The 18,334-nt window shown below is 31.8% G+C and carries 18 protein-coding genes; 6 read left to right on the forward strand and 12 right to left on the reverse strand.

Annotated elements, in window-relative coordinates:
• Positions 1-64: 64 nt before the first annotated feature.
• Positions 65-478 (forward strand): thiol-disulfide oxidoreductase DCC family protein, encoded by a 414-nt coding sequence (locus tag DPN68_RS06040; RefSeq protein WP_113988755.1) that lies wholly within the window; start codon positions 65-67, stop codon positions 476-478.
• Positions 479-555: 77 nt separating this feature from the next.
• Positions 556-699, forward strand: a complete 144-nt coding sequence (locus DPN68_RS13235) for a hypothetical protein (RefSeq protein ID WP_164496738.1) — start codon at positions 556-558, stop codon at positions 697-699.
• A gap of 36 nt (positions 700-735) precedes the next feature.
• On the opposite strand, the gene DPN68_RS06045 is transcribed toward DPN68_RS13235, so the two are convergent.
• Both DPN68_RS06045 and aroC read right to left on the reverse strand, forming a co-directional pair.
• On the reverse strand, positions 736-1,656 hold the full coding sequence (locus DPN68_RS06045) for a T9SS type A sorting domain-containing protein (RefSeq protein ID WP_113988756.1): 921 nt from the start codon (positions 1,654-1,656) through the stop codon (positions 736-738).
• 44 nt (positions 1,657-1,700) lie between these two features.
• A complete protein-coding gene (aroC, locus tag DPN68_RS06050; protein ID WP_113988757.1) occupies positions 1,701-2,744 on the reverse strand; it encodes a chorismate synthase in 1,044 nt (347 codons plus the stop codon).
• A gap of 169 nt (positions 2,745-2,913) precedes the next feature.
• On the opposite strand from aroC, the gene DPN68_RS06055 reads away from it, so the two are divergent.
• The 3 genes from DPN68_RS06055 (at position 2,914) to DPN68_RS06065 (ending at position 5,161) form a co-directional block, all read left to right on the forward strand.
• On the forward strand, positions 2,914-3,738 hold the full coding sequence (locus DPN68_RS06055; RefSeq protein ID WP_113988867.1) for a UDP-2,3-diacylglucosamine diphosphatase: 825 nt from the start codon (positions 2,914-2,916) through the stop codon (positions 3,736-3,738).
• A 47-nt stretch (positions 3,739-3,785) separates the two neighbouring features.
• On the forward strand, positions 3,786-4,589 hold the full coding sequence (locus DPN68_RS06060; RefSeq protein ID WP_113988758.1) for a hypothetical protein: 804 nt from the start codon (positions 3,786-3,788) through the stop codon (positions 4,587-4,589).
• 77 nt (positions 4,590-4,666) lie between these two features.
• Positions 4,667-5,161, forward strand: a complete 495-nt coding sequence (locus DPN68_RS06065; RefSeq protein ID WP_113988759.1) for a hypothetical protein — start codon at positions 4,667-4,669, stop codon at positions 5,159-5,161.
• A gap of 47 nt (positions 5,162-5,208) precedes the next feature.
• Here DPN68_RS06065 and DPN68_RS06070 read toward each other — a convergent pair whose 3' ends face one another.
• The 10 genes from DPN68_RS06070 to DPN68_RS06115 all read right to left on the reverse strand — a co-directional run bounded on the left by DPN68_RS06070 (position 5,209) and on the right by DPN68_RS06115 (position 15,503).
• Positions 5,209-5,637, reverse strand: coding sequence for a protease complex subunit PrcB family protein (locus tag DPN68_RS06070; protein ID WP_113988760.1), 429 nt, complete (start codon positions 5,635-5,637; stop codon positions 5,209-5,211).
• 6 nt (positions 5,638-5,643) lie between these two features.
• Positions 5,644-6,774: an N-acetyl-alpha-D-glucosaminyl L-malate synthase BshA gene (gene bshA, locus DPN68_RS06075; protein ID WP_113988761.1), complete on the reverse strand. Its 1,131-nt coding sequence runs from the start codon at positions 6,772-6,774 to the stop codon at positions 5,644-5,646.
• A 64-nt stretch (positions 6,775-6,838) separates the two neighbouring features.
• Positions 6,839-7,294, reverse strand: a complete 456-nt coding sequence (locus tag DPN68_RS06080) for an iron chaperone (protein WP_113988762.1) — start codon at positions 7,292-7,294, stop codon at positions 6,839-6,841.
• Positions 7,295-7,296: 2 nt separating this feature from the next.
• A complete protein-coding gene (locus tag DPN68_RS06085) occupies positions 7,297-10,179 on the reverse strand; it encodes a glycoside hydrolase family 3 N-terminal domain-containing protein (RefSeq protein WP_113988763.1) in 2,883 nt (960 codons plus the stop codon).
• Between the two features lie 81 nt (positions 10,180-10,260).
• On the reverse strand, positions 10,261-10,743 hold the full coding sequence (locus DPN68_RS06090) for an ABC transporter ATPase (protein ID WP_113988764.1): 483 nt from the start codon (positions 10,741-10,743) through the stop codon (positions 10,261-10,263).
• Position 10,744: 1 nt separating this feature from the next.
• Positions 10,745-11,536, reverse strand: coding sequence for a (Fe-S)-binding protein (locus tag DPN68_RS06095; RefSeq protein WP_113988765.1), 792 nt, complete (start codon positions 11,534-11,536; stop codon positions 10,745-10,747).
• Between the two features lie 17 nt (positions 11,537-11,553).
• Positions 11,554-12,000: an LNS2 domain-containing protein gene (locus tag DPN68_RS06100; RefSeq protein ID WP_239987045.1), complete on the reverse strand. Its 447-nt coding sequence runs from the start codon at positions 11,998-12,000 to the stop codon at positions 11,554-11,556.
• Between the two features lie 29 nt (positions 12,001-12,029).
• The gene (locus DPN68_RS06105) at positions 12,030-13,361 is read right to left on the reverse strand and encodes a (Fe-S)-binding protein (protein ID WP_113988767.1); all 1,332 of its coding nucleotides are present in this window, start codon (positions 13,359-13,361) and stop codon (positions 12,030-12,032) included.
• Between the two features lie 5 nt (positions 13,362-13,366).
• Positions 13,367-14,338, reverse strand: coding sequence for an MlaD family protein (locus DPN68_RS06110; protein WP_113988768.1), 972 nt, complete (start codon positions 14,336-14,338; stop codon positions 13,367-13,369).
• A 34-nt stretch (positions 14,339-14,372) separates the two neighbouring features.
• A complete protein-coding gene (locus DPN68_RS06115) occupies positions 14,373-15,503 on the reverse strand; it encodes an N-acetylmuramoyl-L-alanine amidase family protein (RefSeq protein WP_113988769.1) in 1,131 nt (376 codons plus the stop codon).
• An 88-nt stretch (positions 15,504-15,591) separates the two neighbouring features.
• On the opposite strand from DPN68_RS06115, the gene DPN68_RS06120 reads away from it, so the two are divergent.
• Positions 15,592-18,327 (forward strand): putative LPS assembly protein LptD, encoded by a 2,736-nt coding sequence (locus DPN68_RS06120; protein WP_239987027.1) that lies wholly within the window; start codon positions 15,592-15,594, stop codon positions 18,325-18,327.
• Positions 18,328-18,334: the final 7 nt, after the last annotated feature.

The raw sequence follows: 18,334 nt of genomic DNA on the forward strand, positions 1-18,334 counted from the left end.
TCGGATATTCTGATTTTCGGATTTAACTTGAATTTGATTTTTGAACTTGAAATTGACCTTGATTATGAAAGATTTACCCCAAGATAAAAAAATAATCCTTTTTGATGGCGTTTGCAATTTATGCGAATCGTCTATTCAATTAGTGATTAAGCATGATGATAAAGATATTTTCCGATTTGTTGCTATTCAATCAGAATTGGGACAAGAAATTATCCATTATTTAGGAATTGACACCTCAAAAACGGATTCTATTATTCTATACGAACCTGGAATTGCTTATTATTTAAAAGCTGATGCTGCTTTACGAATTGCTAAACACTTGAAAGGTTGGTATAGTTTATTACCAATTTTTTCCTTTTTAAGTGAAGGTTTTAAAAACTCAGTTTACGATTACGTAGCTAAAAATCGTTACAAATGGTATGGAAAAAAAGAAGCTTGTATGATTCCAACACCAGAATTGAAAGCTAAATTTTTGTAATTTTACATATGATAATTGTCAGTTTTTTTATCAACAAAAGAAACTAGTTTTGTAGTGAACCGCTAAAAGATAATTTTATGAAAAATCTCTTTATTCCTTTATTTGACTTTAACAATGGTGCTTTTATAATGATTGGGATTTTTTCCTTAGTTATAATAGGATTAGTTGGTGCCGTAATGTTCATGATGAACACCGATAAGAAAAAGAAAAACGACCAGTAATTACTGGTCGTTTTTGATATTGTATTTTAAAATTGATTAGTTTTTGATAAACTTCTTAACTGTACTTCCCTCGTTAGTTTCGATATTTAAGAAATAAACACCTGAAGTTAAATCAGAAACATTGATTTGTGATTGTGTTTGGTTAACCACAACAGTTTTAACAGTTCTTCCATTAACATCAACAATGGTAACATTTTCAAAAGTCAAACCATCTTTGCTAATTAAGTTAATAGCTGAAGTTGCAGGATTAGGATAAACTGAAATTGAATTTGAAATAAATGATGCAGAAGATGCAGGAACTTCAATAGTTAAATCATCTACATTAAAACCAGACCCATAATTATCATAACGAATTCCAACAAATTTAGCAGAGGTTCCTGTTCCGAAGTTAGGATAAGAAGCCAATTGAGTTCCATTAACTCTTAAAATAATATTTGTTAGCGTTCTTTCTATTTGAACTTCATACCATTGTCCAGCAGTGTAGGTAGTTAGATTACTGTTTAATGTAGTACCGTCTGAAAAATCAATTGTTCCCTGCCAGTCAAATCTTAAAGTCGCTACAGCAATTAAATCTGTTCCATCATAGTCAAAAATTTGAAAAAGATAATCTGAATCAGCAGCAGAATCAGGATAAAACTGATGAGTAACAATAAACTCATCATCATAACCTGGAAAAAAAGGCGAAAGAACTCCTGCATAATATCCCCACTGAGTATTATCAGATTCAAATCTTAAAGAATTTGTTCCAGTTACAGCTCTATTATTAGCAACAGTTGCTAATGCTCCGTCCATAACGTCTGTTGCACTTGCATTTAACAAACTCCATTCGTTACCAACTTCTCCTTGAAAATCAATCATATCTAAAGTATAACCTTCAGAAGCTTCAAAAGAAATTGTTTCTTGAGCAGAAAGAGAAATTGTTAATAAAAAAGATAAAGTAAGTAATGTTTTTTTCATAATATAAAATTTAAGTTTGAACAAATATAGTAAAAAAAAATATATCAAATATAAAAATCTGTTAAAACTAATGCCACCATAGCTTCAACAATTGGTACAGCTCTTGGAACAACACATGGATCGTGTCTGCCTTTTCCTTGTTGGGCAATAATTTTACCATCATTGGTTAAAACTTCTTGTTTTTGAATTAATGTGGCTACAGGTTTGAATGCTACTCTAAAGTAAATATCCATTCCGTTGCTAATTCCACCTTGTATTCCTCCTGATAAATTCGTTTTTGTTGTTCCGTCTTCGTTGAATAAATCGTTGTGTTCACTTCCTTTCATTTTAGCACCACAAAATCCACTTCCATATTCAAAACCCTTTACTGCATTTATTGAAAGCATTGCTTTTCCCAATTCAGCATGTAATTTATCAAATACAGGTTCACCAAGTCCAATTGGAACGTTTTGAATTACACATGTTATGGTTCCGCCAATGGTATCACCTTGCTTTTTGATTTCTTTAATGTAAGCTTCCATTTTTTGAGCTATTGCTTCATCTGGACAACGAACAGCGTTACTTTTAATTTTTGAAAAATCTAAATCTTGATAAGGTTTATCGATAAAAATTTCGCCAACAGAAGAAACAAAAGCGGTTATTTTGATATTTGGAATTACTTGCTTAGCTATTGCTCCAGCTACTACTCTACTGGCAGTTTCTCTAGCCGAACTTCTTCCGCCACCGCGATAATCTCGAAAGCCGTATTTTTTTTCGTAAACAAAATCAGCATGACTTGGACGGTAAGTGTCTTTTATATCTGAATAATCTTGTGATTTTTGATTGGTGTTTTCTATAACAAATCCAATTGGTGTTCCAGTGGTTTTTCCTTCAAAAATTCCTGATAAGAATTTGATTTCATCTTCTTCTTTTCTTTGGGTAACAATGGAAGATTGTCCAGGTTTTCTGCGTTGCATTTCTTTTCTAATGGATTCAAAATCTAATTCGATTCCAGCTGGACAACCATCTATAATTCCTCCAATGGCTTCTCCGTGCGATTCACCAAAAGTGGTTACTTTAAATTTTTTACCAAAAGTATTTCCTGCCATGATTTTATTTGTATATAACTTTTATAAAGTTTTAAAAATGCTGTATCAAAATTAAGCATAATTTAATTTAAACATTAAAGAATTTGAGATTTTGTTTATTAATAGAAATATAATCTCTAGATGATATTATAATTACAATCATTTTTGATATTTGATGAAAATTGAATTTGTGAAAAAGCGAAATATTGAATTAGTAGTTATTTCTGATGTTCATTTAGGAACTTATGGTTGTCATGCTAAAGAATTGCTACAATACTTAAATAGTATAAAACCAAAAACTCTAATTTTAAATGGCGATATTATTGATATTTGGCAGTTTAGAAAATCGTATTTTCCAAAATCTCATTTAAAGGTCTTAAAGAAATTGATCAGTTTAGCATCGAGAGGTACAAAAATTTACTATTTAACAGGAAATCATGATGAAGCGTTAAGAAAATTTAGTGATGTTCACATGGGTAATTTTTCTCTTTTGGATAAATTAGTTCTGGAACTTGATGGTAAAAAAGCCTGGTTTTTTCATGGTGATGTTTTTGATAGTTCTGTTCACAGTGCCAAATGGATTGCAAAATTAGGAGGAATTGGTTATGATTATTTAATTTTATTAAATCGATTGGTCAATTGGTTTTTAAATAAATTAGGGAAAGAACCGTATTCCTTATCAAAAAAAATAAAAGGAAGTGTAAAAAAAGCAGTTAAATTTATTTCCGATTTTGAAAATACGGCTACAGAAATTGCCATTGATAATGCATATGATTTTGTTTGTTGTGGTCATATTCACGAACCAATAATCATTCGAAAATCAAATTCAAATGGTTCTACGCTTTATTTAAATTCGGGCGATTGGATAGAAAATCTTACTGCATTAGAATACAACAGAAAACGTTGGAAATTATACCAATATCAAGTAGTAGATTCAGAAATTGAAGAAGAATTATTTGAAAGAGAAAACGAAATTGAGATGCAATTACAAAGTTTAATGAATTTTGTTAAATAATTATTAGAAAATTAGTATTTTAGCTCAAACTTTAAATTAAAACCCAAATGAAGCTTACTAAAATTTTCTTAGTCTTAATTAACTCATTAATCTTTTTTAGTTGCTCAAGTGACGATAATAGTGGCAATAATGATAATTCTTCTTTTCAAATTTCTTTAACAGATGGTAGTTTTTGGACTTACAATGTAGAAAACGAAACGGAAAACACACGTGATTCATTATACATTTCCAATGATACGATTATCAATTCTAAAACGTATAAAAAATTCAAGACTAAAAATAATATAGCCACTGGATTTTATTCATCTTCATTAAGAAACAATGGTGTTAGATTTTTAGATGGAAAATTATTAATGTCCGGAGATTTATCTTTGGCAGGTGGGGCAGATTTAGGTTTAGATTTTGACTTAAACTTAGATGATTTCATTATTTTTAATAGAAATGCCACTTCAGGTCAATTACTTTCTACAAAATCTGGAACTATTGAAGAAGATTTTGATGGAGTTCCTGTTACTATCAATTATTCATTGAAATCTTTTGGCGGAGAAACATTAAATACATATACTTCACCTAATGGCGATTCTTACGAAAACGTAAAGTCAGTTCTTATTAAACTTAATGTAACGGTAACTACTGTTCAAGAAATTTTGGGTTTTCCAGTAACCATAAATGTTTTAACTCCACAAGACGTAATTGTATCAACCCAATATATAGCTTCTGGAATCGGTGTTGTTCATACCAATACTACTACTTCATACACTATTAATAGTTCAATTGCAGATGAATTTGGAATTCCAGCTTCGGGAAGTCAAAATCAGAAGGAATTTTTAGACGATTATCAAATTAATTAAGAATTATCTTATTATTTATTTCATTTTGGCACAATAGTTGATATTTTTTTCGTACATTTGATAAAATCAATTTATTTATGAAGAAATTATTATTTACAGCTATTATGTTAGTGGGACTAGCATTTAGCGCTGAAGCACAAAACTTTTCTAAAAACGCTATTGGTCTTCGTTTAGGTGATAATGATGGGTTTGGTGGCGAAATTTCGTACCAAAGAGGATTATCTGCAAAAAATAGACTAGAATTTGACTTAGGATGGAGAAATAGCAAAGATGTTGATGCCTTTAAATTAATTGGTTTATACCAATGGGTATGGAACATTGAAGGTGGTTTCAATTGGTATGCTGGTGTTGGTGGTGGTGTTGGTAGCTGGAACTACAACAGAGATGGTTTTAAGGATAGTGGTTCTTTTGTAGCCTTAGCAGGTGATATTGGTATCGAATACAATTTCGATTTTCCACTACAATTATCTTTAGATTTTAGACCAGAGATTTACTTTGGTGGAGACTATGCTGATTTTAGAGATGGATTTGGACCTGATATCGCTTTAGGAATTAGATATAGATTCAACTAATTTTTTGAAATATATTATAGGAAAAGTCCCGATAAAAATCGGGACTTTTATTTTATTATAACTTTTTTTGCCTTTGGAATGGTAGCTAAACAATATGGATTAGTTAAAGCCATTGTAACATTCTCCCCTTTTTTTGGTCCTGATTCTTTAACGTAAACCAATAATTCGTTTTTAATAACTTCTACTCTATCAATGGTAATACTGTATCCGCCATTATTTTTTTGTCCTGCATGAACAATAATTACGTTGTGTTGCGAAAAATCAATTGAAATTAATTTAGAAAGTTCTTCTTCTGTAATTGGAAAAGATTCAATGGAATTTATAAAATCATTATTATTGGTAATTATTTCATGCCTTTTTTCTTCTTTCCCACCATATTCACCTTGAAGAATAACTGAAAAATCATTACTATTCAATTTAGATGTTGCATTACATGCAAAAAGAATAATACCTGATAAAAGAACTAGTTTTTTCATATCACTTTATTTGTTTTGTAGCGCTTTAAAATACAAATCTTCATACAACGGAAGAATATTTTGAATATCAAAAGTCTTAGCTACTTCTCTAGCATTTGCTTTAAATTGTGATAAAGTAGCTTCGTTTTTTAAAATAGAAATAGCATTTTTACTCATGCTTTCAATATCACCTACATTACTCAAAAAACCCGTAATTCCATCTTGATTTACTTCTGGTAAACCTCCTGAATTACTTGAAATCACTGGAACTCCGCACGACATAGCTTCCAATGCTGCTAAACCAAAACTTTCCGTTTCAGATGGTAACAAAAATAAATCTGAAAAACATAGAATTTTGTCAATTTCATTACTGTTTCCAAAGAAAATTACTTTATCATGAATTTTTAGTTGGGCACATAAATTTTCTGCTGCTTCTTTTTCTGGTCCTTCACCCACCATCATTAATTTGGATGGAACTTCTTTTTGGATTTCGTAAAAAATCTTTACTACATCATCAATTCGTTTTACTTTTCTAAAATTGGAAATGTGCGTAATAATTTTTTCATTTTCATTCGCCATTAAATTTCTATGGCAAGGTTCGTCTTTTTTTACTAATTCCTTATTGTTTTCAATGAAATTTGGAATAACCACAATTTCTTTATCAATATCAAATAAACGATACGTATCATCCTTTAAACTTTGGGAAACACTCGTAACATAATCCGAATGATTGATACTAAAACTCACCGCTGGTTTGTAAAATGGATGATTTCCTACCAAAGTAATATCGGTTCCATGAAGCGTGGTAACCATTGGAATATTGATTCCTTCGTCTTGTAGCATTTTTTTTGCCATATAACCTGCATAGGCATGTGGAATAGCGTAATGTACGTGCAACAATTCTATACCGAACAACTTAATCATATCCACCAACTTACTTGATAATGCTAATTCATAAGGTTGGTAATGAAACAAAGGATACTCTGGAACGTGAACTTCGTGATAATATACGTTTTTGCTAAGTAATGCCAATCGAACCGGTTGGCTATACGTAATGAAGTGAATTTCGTGACCTCGTTTTGCTAATTCCAAACCTAATTCAGTAGCTACAACGCCACTTCCTCCGAATGTTGGATAACAAACTATTGCTATTTTCATGTTTCTTTTTTAATGAATAAAAGTAGGGCTTTTTGGACTGAACTCACTTTAAAATTAAGTTAAATTATTTTTTAAACTTGCTTTCGTAAGTCGCAATCCAATCTTGAACAGAAATTTTAGTAACCAATTCTCCAATTAAATCAAACGGAATATCTTCTGGTTTTTTAAATCGCATACAACTTTTTCCTATGTCTAATTTGTTCTTAGAAAATTTAGCATATTCGGCTAAAAACCAATTATAAAGCGTTTCATCTGCATAAATTCCCATGTGGTAAAAATTGATGCTATTTTTTTGAGAAGCAAAACCCATAAATGGTAATGGTAAATGAGGTGTACAATGATATCCAGCCGGATAAATACTATGCGGAACCGCATAACCAGCCATTCCGTAACCCATTGCTTCTTCAAAACCTTTTGGTAAATGTGTTAAAATAGTTGTTCTAAGTTTTTGCAAAGCAACTTGTCTTTCTTCAGGAGCTTCTGCTATATATTGATCTACGGTTGTTGCTTTTGATTGCATGATTATTCCATTATCGCTTCGTAAATGATTTTTTGAATTTTTTCTCTGATATTTTCCTTAGATAATAAATTTGTATTCGCATCTGGATACGTTCTATTTGACAAAAATACATAAACCAATTCTTTATCAGGATCAGCCCAAGCCATAGTTCCTGTAAACCCTGTATGACCAAAACTTGTCATCGAAACACAACCACAAGTTGGACCTTCCTGACCTAATTGTGGTTTATCAAAACCTAAACCTCTTCTGTTTTGATCTTTACAAAAGTAACACGTATTGAACTTTTGGAACGTTTCTTCCGTGAAAAACTGATGGTCGCCATAATTCCCTTTTTGAAGGAAGAGTTGCATCATTTTAGCAACATCAAGACTATTTGAAAAAATTCCGGCATGACCTGCTACTCCACCTTGCATTGCCGCGGCCATATCATGAACATAACCTTGAATGGTATCGTAACGGAAATAATTGTCAATTTCAGATGGAATAATTGCTTCTTTTTTGAACTTTTTCAACGGATTGTATAACATTCGGTTAGCGCCAATTAACTTGTAAAAATTGTCATTGGAAAGCTCGTCCAAAGGTTTATCTGTAATTCGCTCTAAATATTCTTTCATCAAAATAAAAGAGAAATCGCTGTATTTGTACTGTACTTTTGGCAATAATTTGCTATTAGCAATCGTTTTTAAAATAGTATCGTTATAATCTTTTCTCAAATACAATTGTTCGGCTACATTAATTGGAAATTCTTCGGAATAACGATTTCTGTAATATTTTAAACTCGGTTTGTTAACACTATCCAAAGTAGCTTTATAAAAAGCAATCCACGGATGAAAACGCGCTTGATGCGTCAACATATCTAAAACTGTTGCATTGGCTTTGTCTGATTTTTTAAATTCTGGCAAAAGTGTTCCTAATTTCGAATTTAAGTTGATTTTCCCTTTATCAAATTGAATCATTAAATTGGGTAAAGTTGCCAAAATCTTTGTTAATGAAGCTACATCATACAAGTCATCGTTTTTCACTGCAGTTGTTTTATCATAAGTATGATGTCCAAATGACTTTTGGTAAATCACTTTTCCTTTTCTAGCTACCAAAATTTGCATTCCTGGTGTGATTTTTTTGTTGATGGCATAATTCGATATGCTATCAATTTTAGCTAATTTATTGGCATCCATTCCAACATTTTCTGGGGCAGCGAAACCTAATCTGTTGATTTTATTTAGTTCCAAACCTTCATTAACCTCAAAATGATTACCAATAGAAACTGGAATTTTTCCATGAACATCAATCGCACCGAAAATAGCTTCAGCAGCGACAGTATTGGCAAAAATATTATTTTGGTAAGCCACAATTACACCTTCCAAATTCTTAAAATCTGGAATTTTAAGTAACGAATAAGGTTTAGTGAAAAATACGGCAATCGTTTTATTTTGCTTCGCAATTTTATCCAACCAAAGTAATTCTTTAATAGATAAATCGTGATTTTTCCAAGCGCCATCTGCTTTGTGATAACCGATGATAACTTTGGAATATGTTTCTAATTCCACCAAAACCGAATCAATATTGGTAGATTGAATTTCAGTAACTTCTGCAAATTGATTTAGTTTTTGGAAGAAATCTTCATGCGAATCATTTCCTAATTTTATATAAGCGATTTTCTCCTTTTCTAAACGTTTGATTGGCAAAATTTTGTCTTTGTTTTTCAAAATTGTAAGTGCATTTTCATACAATTTAAAGTTCATTGCATCGTATTTTGACTGATTTAAATCATTGAATAAATTAGTTAAGTTAACTTCTTTATAATTCTGTAAATCAGATAAATATTTGTATTTTAAAATTTTCTTTACGGAATATTCCAAACGCTCAGCTGTTAGATTTCCTGATTCGAAAGCGGATTTGAATTTGGTAATAGCAACTGGAACATTTTCTGCAAAAAGCAATACATCATTCCCCGCCAAAAAAGCTTCTAAATCAATATCGCCTGGTTGTTTAAAATTACTGGCGCCTTTCATATTTAAAGCATCAGTAAAAATTAAACCTTCAAAACCCAATTCGTTTTTTAAAATATTGGTTACTATATTGTACGAAATAGAACTTGGATAACCGCTTCTAGATTCCAAACTTGGAACACTCAAATGTGCTACCATAACACTGGCTAATCCGTTTTTAATCAATTCTTTATACGGATACAATTCCACATCATGTATTCGTTTGCTATCAAAATTGATAACTGGCAACGTATGATGCGAATCCGTTGAAGTATCACCATGACCAGGAAAATGTTTGGCAGTCGCAAAAACACCACCATTCTGTAAACCTTTGGTTAAAGCAATGGCTGCTTTGGTGACATTAAATTTATCTTCACCAAAAGAACGATTACCAATAATTGGATTTTTTGGATTGGTATTAATATCAACAACGGGCGCAAAATTGAAATGAATTCCCATTCTTTTCGATTGTTCTGCCATTTGTTTTCCCATTTGCTCTATCAAATTATAATCTTTGACAGCACCTAAAGTCATGTTCCATGGATAACGATACGTAGAATCCAAACGCATACTCAAACCCCATTCCGCATCAATTCCGATGAATAATGGCACTTTTGCTTTAGCTTGGTAACGATTGGTTAATTTCGCTTGACGAACGGGTCCACCTTGAAAAAAGATAAGTCCGCCAATTTTATATTTTTCTACCAATTCATCAATGCTCTTGTTGTGCGCTTCGTTTTTATTGGAATACGCAGCCACCATAAACAATTGCCCTACTCTTTCTTCGAATGAAAGTTGGTTGTACACACTATCAACCCATTGATTTTGAGTTAAATTGGATTTTTTTTGACCAAAAACAAAACTAGAAAAAAGTAAAAATATTAGTAGAATTCGCATGGAAATACAGTTGTTTTAAAATAAAAAATCATCATTAAATTGGTTTAATGATGATTTCTCAAATATAGTTAAAATATTGGATTAGAAAAATCGATTATGCCAACTTTCGTTAGCAGGAACTTCCCAAAAATCTTGCCATTCTTCAACTGTATTGACTAAATTATTGAAAACAATCGTATTTGCAGTCACGGCTTTCTCTTTTGCCATTTTTTTGAAATCAATTAAAGTCTTGTGTGCAATGTGTTCGCCAACTTTAAAAGTAACATTCATTTTGTCTAACAAATCCACTTGATATTTGGCTTCCAAATTTTGGATAAACTGCACCGAAGCATCAATGGAACAACCTGTTGCTTGTTGCACATCCTGATTTACAGCGATAATGATGAAACGGTTGTATTTGATAACAAAAGAAGCTTCTAAACTGGTGCCATGAGCCGCCCAATTTTCGATAAAATCTTTAGCTAACGCTTCAATTTCAGTAATTTCATCATCAGAAAATTTTCTATTGGATTGGTAAATCCAAACGCGAGAATGAAGAGGTAATTCGTCAAAAGGAATATACATATTATAAATCTTGTGCGTTAGCGATTAATTCGGCAATATCTAGAACTTTAACCGTATCTTCTTTTTCTTTGAATTTTGTTCCATCCGTCATCATCGTGTTACAGAATGGACAGCCAGCAGCAATTATATCTGCTTTTGTTTCCAAAGCCTCTTCGGTTCTTTCAATATTGATGTCTTTATTCCCTTTTTCTGGTTCTTTGAACATTTGCGCTCCACCAGCACCACAGCATAAACCATTGGCACGAGAACGTTTCATTTCAACCAATTCGGCATCTAATTTTTGAATTAACTCTCTTGGCGCTTCATACACATTATTAGCTCTTCCTAGATAACAAGGATCATGGAACGTGATTTTCTTTCCTTTGAATTGACCACCTTCAATGGCTAAACGACCATCGTCTAAAAGCGACTTTAGAAATTGTGTATGATGTACGACTTCGTAATTTCCGCCTAATTCTGGATATTCGTTCTTCAACGTGTTGAAACAATGCGGACAAGCCGTAACGATTTTCTTTACTTCATAAGCGTTCATGACTTCGATATTCGTCATCGCTTGCATTTGGAATAAAAATTCGTTACCTGCTCTTTTTGCTGGATCACCGGTACAACTTTCTTCCGTTCCAAGAACTGCGAATGAAATATTGGCTCTGTTTAAAATTTTTACAAACGCTTTTGTAATCTTTTTTGCTCTATCATCAAAACTTCCTGCACAACCTACCCAAAATAAAACTTCTGGTTGTTTGCCTTCAGCCATCATTTCGGCCATTGTGGGTACACTAATATTCTCTGACATAGTTTATTTTTTTATTTTTAAGCTAAAGTTTCGTCATCAAAAACTTGAATCGTAACTTCTTTCTCTACTAAATCTGTAAATTTTCCGTTATATCTTGTGGCTTTAACCAAATGATTATCAATCCAATGGTAATTTCCTCCTCTTGGTTTTCCCATTAACATACCATGATACTTGAAACCGTGTTGTTGTAACCATTTTTCAGTAACTTCTCGATGTGCTTCTGTTCTCGAGGTGAAGAAAAATATAATATGTCCTTCATCGTACCATTTATTCAATGTTTTCAAAGCATCTGGATACACGTTTGCTGTTGCCATTCGCTCTGGTTGTTCATTGGGAATATCGTCACAAATTGTTCCGTCAATATCAATTAAATAATTTTTTATTCCTTCTGGTAATACTGGACTTAATTGTTCGCCATTTATCGATAACGGTTGTAATTGTTTATCGATTGTTTCATTGTTCATGTTGTAGTTGTGTTGTTGTTGTTGTATTCTTAATTTTCGTTTTTCCAATTTAAACGATCCATTTGGTTGTATTGCCATGGAGCACCATTGTTCTCGATATTGGTCATCATGTTATTTAGTTCCATTGGAGCAGCACTTTGTTCCATTACCAAATAACGACGCATATCCATAATAATTGATAGTGGACTAATATTTACTGGACATTCTTCCACACATGCATTACATGTGGTACAAGCCCATAATTCTTCAGTTGTGATATGATCGTTTAATAATGATTTTCCATCTGGAACGAAAACACCGTTGTTTGTATCGATATTTTTACCCACTTCTTCCAATCGATCCCGCGTATCCATCATGATTTTTCTTGGCGATAATTTTTTACCGGTTTGATTGGCAGGACAAGATGAAGTACATCTTCCACATTCTGTACAAGTGTAAGCATTTAATAATTGTACCCAATTCAAATCTTGTACATCGGAAGCCCCAAATTTAGCTGGAACCGCATCTGGATTAGCTGGTGCTGCAAATGGATCGGCTGTTGGATCCATCATTAATTTTACCTCATTTGTTACACTCTCCAAATTATCAAATTGCCCTTGAGGATTCAAATTAGCAAAATACGTATTTGGAAATGCTAATAAAATATGTAAATGTTTAGAGAAATATAAATAATTTAAGAATATTAAAATTCCAACGATGTGCAACCACCAAGCAGCTCTTTCAATCATATAAACTGTTCCACTATTCATACCATCAAAAATAGGAGCAATAAATTGAGAAATCGGAAAACTTCCTACTTGTGTGAAGTGTCCATAACCGCCATCAACGTTTTGTAAATGTAAGTCGGCAGCGTTCATTAACAAGAAAAGTGTCATTAACACAACTTCGAAATACAAGATATAATTGGCATCGTTTTTTGGAAAACCTTTCATTTCTGGATTCAAAAAGCGTTGAATTTTTAGTATATTTCTTCGAATCCAAAAAGCAAAAACAGCTACTAATACTAGTAATGCCAAAACTTCAAACGAACCAATTAATACATCATAAAATCCGCCCATGAAAGAAAGCACTCTGTGTGTTCCAAAAAGTCCATCGATGATGATTTCTATTACTTCAATATTGATAATTACGAAACCAACATATACAATAATATGTAGGAAACCAGCAATTGGTCTTTTTACCATTTTTGATTGACCTAATGCAATCATAGCCATGTTTCTCCAACGTTCGGAAGGATTATCAGAACGATTTACATCTTGACCTAATTTGATGTTGCGAATCAGTTTTTTTACGTTTTTAGCAAAATAACCAACTCCTACAATTAAAAGTACAGCGAAAAGTATGTTTGGTAAAATACTCATATAAATTAGTTCTTTTTGGTTTCGGTTTCTTTAATTTCTTCTTCTGTTGGTGCTACGTAAGGCTTATTTTTCTTTCCAAAAAGCGATACGTTTACATAGCGTGTTGGATTTAATCGTAAATCTTGTAACAGTAACTCCAATTCTTTAGAAGTCTTTGTGAAATTATTGTACATGGCGTCGTCTTTCATTAATTTTCCCATGGTTCCTTTTCCAGCTTCCATATCGGCCATTAATTTATCAACGCTTGCAAGCGTCTTTTCAAGATTTTTAACTGTTTTACCTAAATCTGCTTTAGCTAAAGAATCTGAAATTGATGCGAAATTTGCCGTGGTTTTATCTAAATTAGTAAATGTAGCATCCAATTTCGTTTTGTTTTTCTCTAACAATGCATTAGCATTTTTAGCAACGCCACTGAATTCAGTCATGGTATTGTTCAATTCTGCTATGCTGTTTTTTAAATTGGCTTTTGTTTTTTCGTCTAACACTTCATTTACATTGGCAAATAAAACATTAGCTTCATCTAATAATTTTTCAATTTTATCTTTTAAAGGTTCAATTTGTTGTGCAAGTGCATCCGTTAAACCAAGTTTATTAGCTGGTTTTAAAAAATCACCAGATACTGTAAAATTTTTATCTTCTACATTCAATACAATTTCAATTTCCCTTCCACCTAATGGTCCAGAATCATGAATTTCGGCTATACTTGATTTAGAAATTGGGAAATCAGTAGTTATTTGAAGTTCAACTAACAAATTTCCATTGGGTTGAAAAGAAATATCATTTACTTTCCCTATTTTAAGTCCGTTTAGTGTTACCGGAGCCGAAGCCGTTAATCCTGCAACATTTTCGTATACTACGTATAATTTTTTACTAGTGTCGAAAAGGTTTTTTCCTTTTAAAAAACTATAACCCCATAGAAATAATACTATTGAGGAAATGACTAAAATTGCGGTTTTAATTTCTCTTGTTAGTTTCAAAATCTTTAATTTTTAACAAAAATAAAACTTTATTTTATTTTAAAGCTTCTGAAACACTAATTTTTACTCCTTCTTTATAAGCAACTAGATATGCTGAAGTAAAACCTTTCTTTTTTGCTTCCTCTAAACGTTTTTTAATTTGCTCATAATCGGTTTCTTCAGCGTACAAGTATTTGTAAAGTTTTCCGTCTTGTTCTCTACTTATTGGACTTAAACCTTTGAAGTTTTTTGGTAATGGTTCTAATTTAGTTCCACTAGCGGAAATTTGCACTTTGAAAACAATACCATTGGAAGAACTTACTGTAATATTTTTAGTTGGCTCTACTGTAGTTTGACTCTTTGGCGATTCTTTTACAGGTTCTTTAATTGGCTCGTAAACTGATGTTCCTGAAGATCCAAGAAGATCTTTTTTATAGGAAACAATTGCTTTTGCAATAGCTTGAGCCATTTCGTTTTTACCATTTTCAGAATTCATATATTGACTTTCATTTTTGTTAGACAAAAAACCAAGTTCAATTAAAACTCCTGGCATATATGAAGCATCTAAAACCCACAATGGCGACTGTTTGACGCCTCTGCTATGTCTTTTATTATTCACAACAAAGTTATTTTCGATTTTTGAAGCCAAATCAATACTTTGATTTAAATATTCTTCTTGTAATAATTTCATTCCAATTAAGGATTCTGGCTTGTTAGGGTCAAATCCGTTATATTTTTCTTGATAATTATTTTCTAAAAGAATTACAGAGTTTTCTTTTTTGGCCACTTCTAAATTGGCAGCACTTCTACTCAATCCCATTACAAAAGTTTCTGTTCCATAAGGTTTAATATTTTTAACTCCGTTGCAATGAATAGAAATAAATAAATCGGCATCTTCCTTATTGGCGATTTTTGGACGATCAATTAACTCTATAAAAACATCTGTTTTACGCGTATAAATGACTTTTATTTCGGGATTAGATTCTAATATTTTTCCTACTCTAAGCGTTACGTCTAATGCAATATCTTTTTCCTTTAATCCATAATACATAGCACCCGGATCTTTTCCACCGTGTCCAGCGTCTAAAACTACTTTGAACTTACTTTTAGTTTGGGCATAAAAAGCGGTGCTATTTATTAAAAATAGTCCAAAAAACAAGAGTATAAATCTAGATTTATTTAACATAATAAAATTCATTTTAATTGGCTACGTTATAATTTTATTAAAAGCGTATTTTTGCAAAAAATTATATGTAAGTTTGACACTTCAAAAAGTGAGCCAAATTTTTACAAAAATACTATTAATAGGATTGCGTACCAAGTTATTTCATATCGTTTTATTAGCCTTTTTTTTAACAATTGGAAATCAGGTTGTTTTTGGTCAAGAAATTAAGGCTAGCGATAGTCTAAAATTGAATAAAAAGAACACTATTGATTCTCCAAAAATTGAAACAAAAAGTGATAGTATTTTATCTGTAAAAGATTCAATAGCTATTATTGCTAAAAAAGATTCAATAAAGAAGAAACCACTTTTAGAAGGAATCGTTAATAGAAAAGCTAAAGACTACGAAAAAATTGACCAAAAGAAAAAACAAGTCACTTTATACAATCAAGCTGAATTATACTACACAGATATTGAATTAAAAGCAGGAATTATTGTTTTTGATTATGATAAAGATGAAGTTTATGCTGGTCGTATAAAAGATAGTTTAGGAAATTATACCCAATATCCTATTTTCAAACAAGGTTCGAATGTTGTAGAACCCGATTCTATTCGTTTTAATTTTAAAACCAAGAAAGCGCTAATTTGGAATTCAAGAACAAAACAAGGAGAAATGAACATCAAAGCTGAAATTTCTAAAAGAGAAAACGATTCTGTTTATTTCATGAAAAATGCTCGAATTACAACTTCTAAAAACATTGACGATCCGGAATATTATTTTTTAGTTAGAAAAATAAAATTTGTACCCAAAAAGAAAGTAGTTGCAGGTTTAACTAATTTGTATATTGCTGATGTTCCTACTCCAGTTGGCTTACCATTTGCTTATTTTCCAATGTCGGAAGAAAGTATTTCTGGATTTATCATGCCAACACCTGGTCAATCGAACAGACAAGGCTATTTTTTACAAAATGGAGGATATTATTTTGCACTAAGTGATAATTATGATTTGGCAGTAATCGGAGATTATTTTACTAATGGTAGTTATGCGTTGAGAGGAGAAAGTAGTTATGCCAAACGCTATAAATTCAATGGTAGAGTCAATCTTCGCTATGAAAATAACATTCAAAGTGAAAAAGGTTTTCCTGATTATGCGGTTTCCAAACAATACAATATTCAATGGTCACACAATCAAGATCCAAAAGCATCAGCTGATTCAAGATTTGCTGCTTCAGTAAACTTAGGAAGTAGTCAGTATTTTAGACAATCCCTTAATTTGGCTAATATTGGAGCAAGTTTGAATAACAATTTGAGTTCGTCTGTTTCTTATTCCAAAACTTTTAAATCGGTTCCTCAAGTAAATTTATCATTATCAGCAACACATAACCAAAATACGAATACGGAGCAAATTAACATGACATTACCAACATTACAGGCTAGTGTTGATCGTATTTTTCCGTTTGCTTCTGATGATGCACCTAAAAAAGGTTTCATTAAAAACATCAACTTTCAATACAACTTGAGAGGAGAAAATCGTATTTCAACTGCAGATTCACTTTTCTTTAAACCACAAATGTTTAGAGACGCAAAAACAGGTTTTCAACATTCAATTCCTTTAAGTACTAATTTCAAGGTGTTTAAACATTTTAGTGTAACAACTTCTGCCAATTATGAAGAAGTTTGGACATTAAATACCATTGATAAAAAATTTAATTCACTGGAAAATAGAGTAATTACTGAAGATTTAAAAGGTTTTGATGCTTACAGAACTTATAATTTCAATACCAGTATTGGAACAACCATTTACGGAACATTTGATTTTGGAGAAGATAAAAAGATTCAAGCCATCAGACATGTAATGCGTCCCTCGTTATCTTATAGTTACCTTCCAAGTTTTGATCAATATTACGATACGTACGCAATAGATGCTACAGGAAACAATTATGCTGATTTTACAAGATTTGAGGGCAGTATTTTTGGAGTACCATCAAATAATTTTGCAAGTAATCTTGGATTTAACTTAAGTAATACTTTTGAAGCTAAGGTTCGTGATGAAAAAAGCAAAAAAGATGAGCCGAAAAAAATAATGTTATTGAATAACTTCAATATTTCAACCAATTATAATTTAGCAGCAGATTCTTTAAAATTAGCACCATTTAGGTTAAGTGGAGGAACGATGTTATTTAATCAAAAAATGAACATCAACTTTGGAACAACTTTAGATCCTTATGCAATTGATAATGCGGGAAGAAGAATTGAAAAATTTAACATTGATAACAACGGTAGCTTACTAAGAATGACTAGTGCTAATATGACTATTAATTATTCTTTTTCTAGTAATGATTTAAAAGAGGGAAATAAAACCGGTCAAACATCTGATCAAACTGCCTTAAACGGAGGAAGAGATGACGGATTGTTTGGAACAGCAGTAGATTTGAGCGATAGCAGACAAAGTCTTTTTAATAAAAAGGAAGGCGATGAAGAAAAAGAAAGTAACAACGAATGGTACAACACCGATTTACCTTGGGATTTTCAACTAGCCTACTCCGTAACTTACAACAACAGTAACAGACAGAATGAAATTTCATCACAATCGGTTATGGTAAATGGAAATGTAGAATTAGCGCCACGTTGGAAAGTAGGTTTATCATCTGGTTATGATTTCAAACAAAATGGCGTTACTTTTACCCAATTCCGTTTTGAGCGAGATTTGGAAAGTTGGAGAATGAGTTTTAATTGGGTGCCTTATGGACCAAACGCCTATTGGGGCTTTTTCATTGGTATAACATCTTCTGTATTGAGTGACATTAAATGGGAAAAACGAAACGTTCCTGATCGAGTTTTTAGATAATCTAATA

The organism is Flavobacterium tibetense, assembly GCF_003293845.1.
GTDB classification, from domain to species: Bacteria; Bacteroidota; Bacteroidia; order Flavobacteriales; family Flavobacteriaceae; genus Flavobacterium; species Flavobacterium tibetense.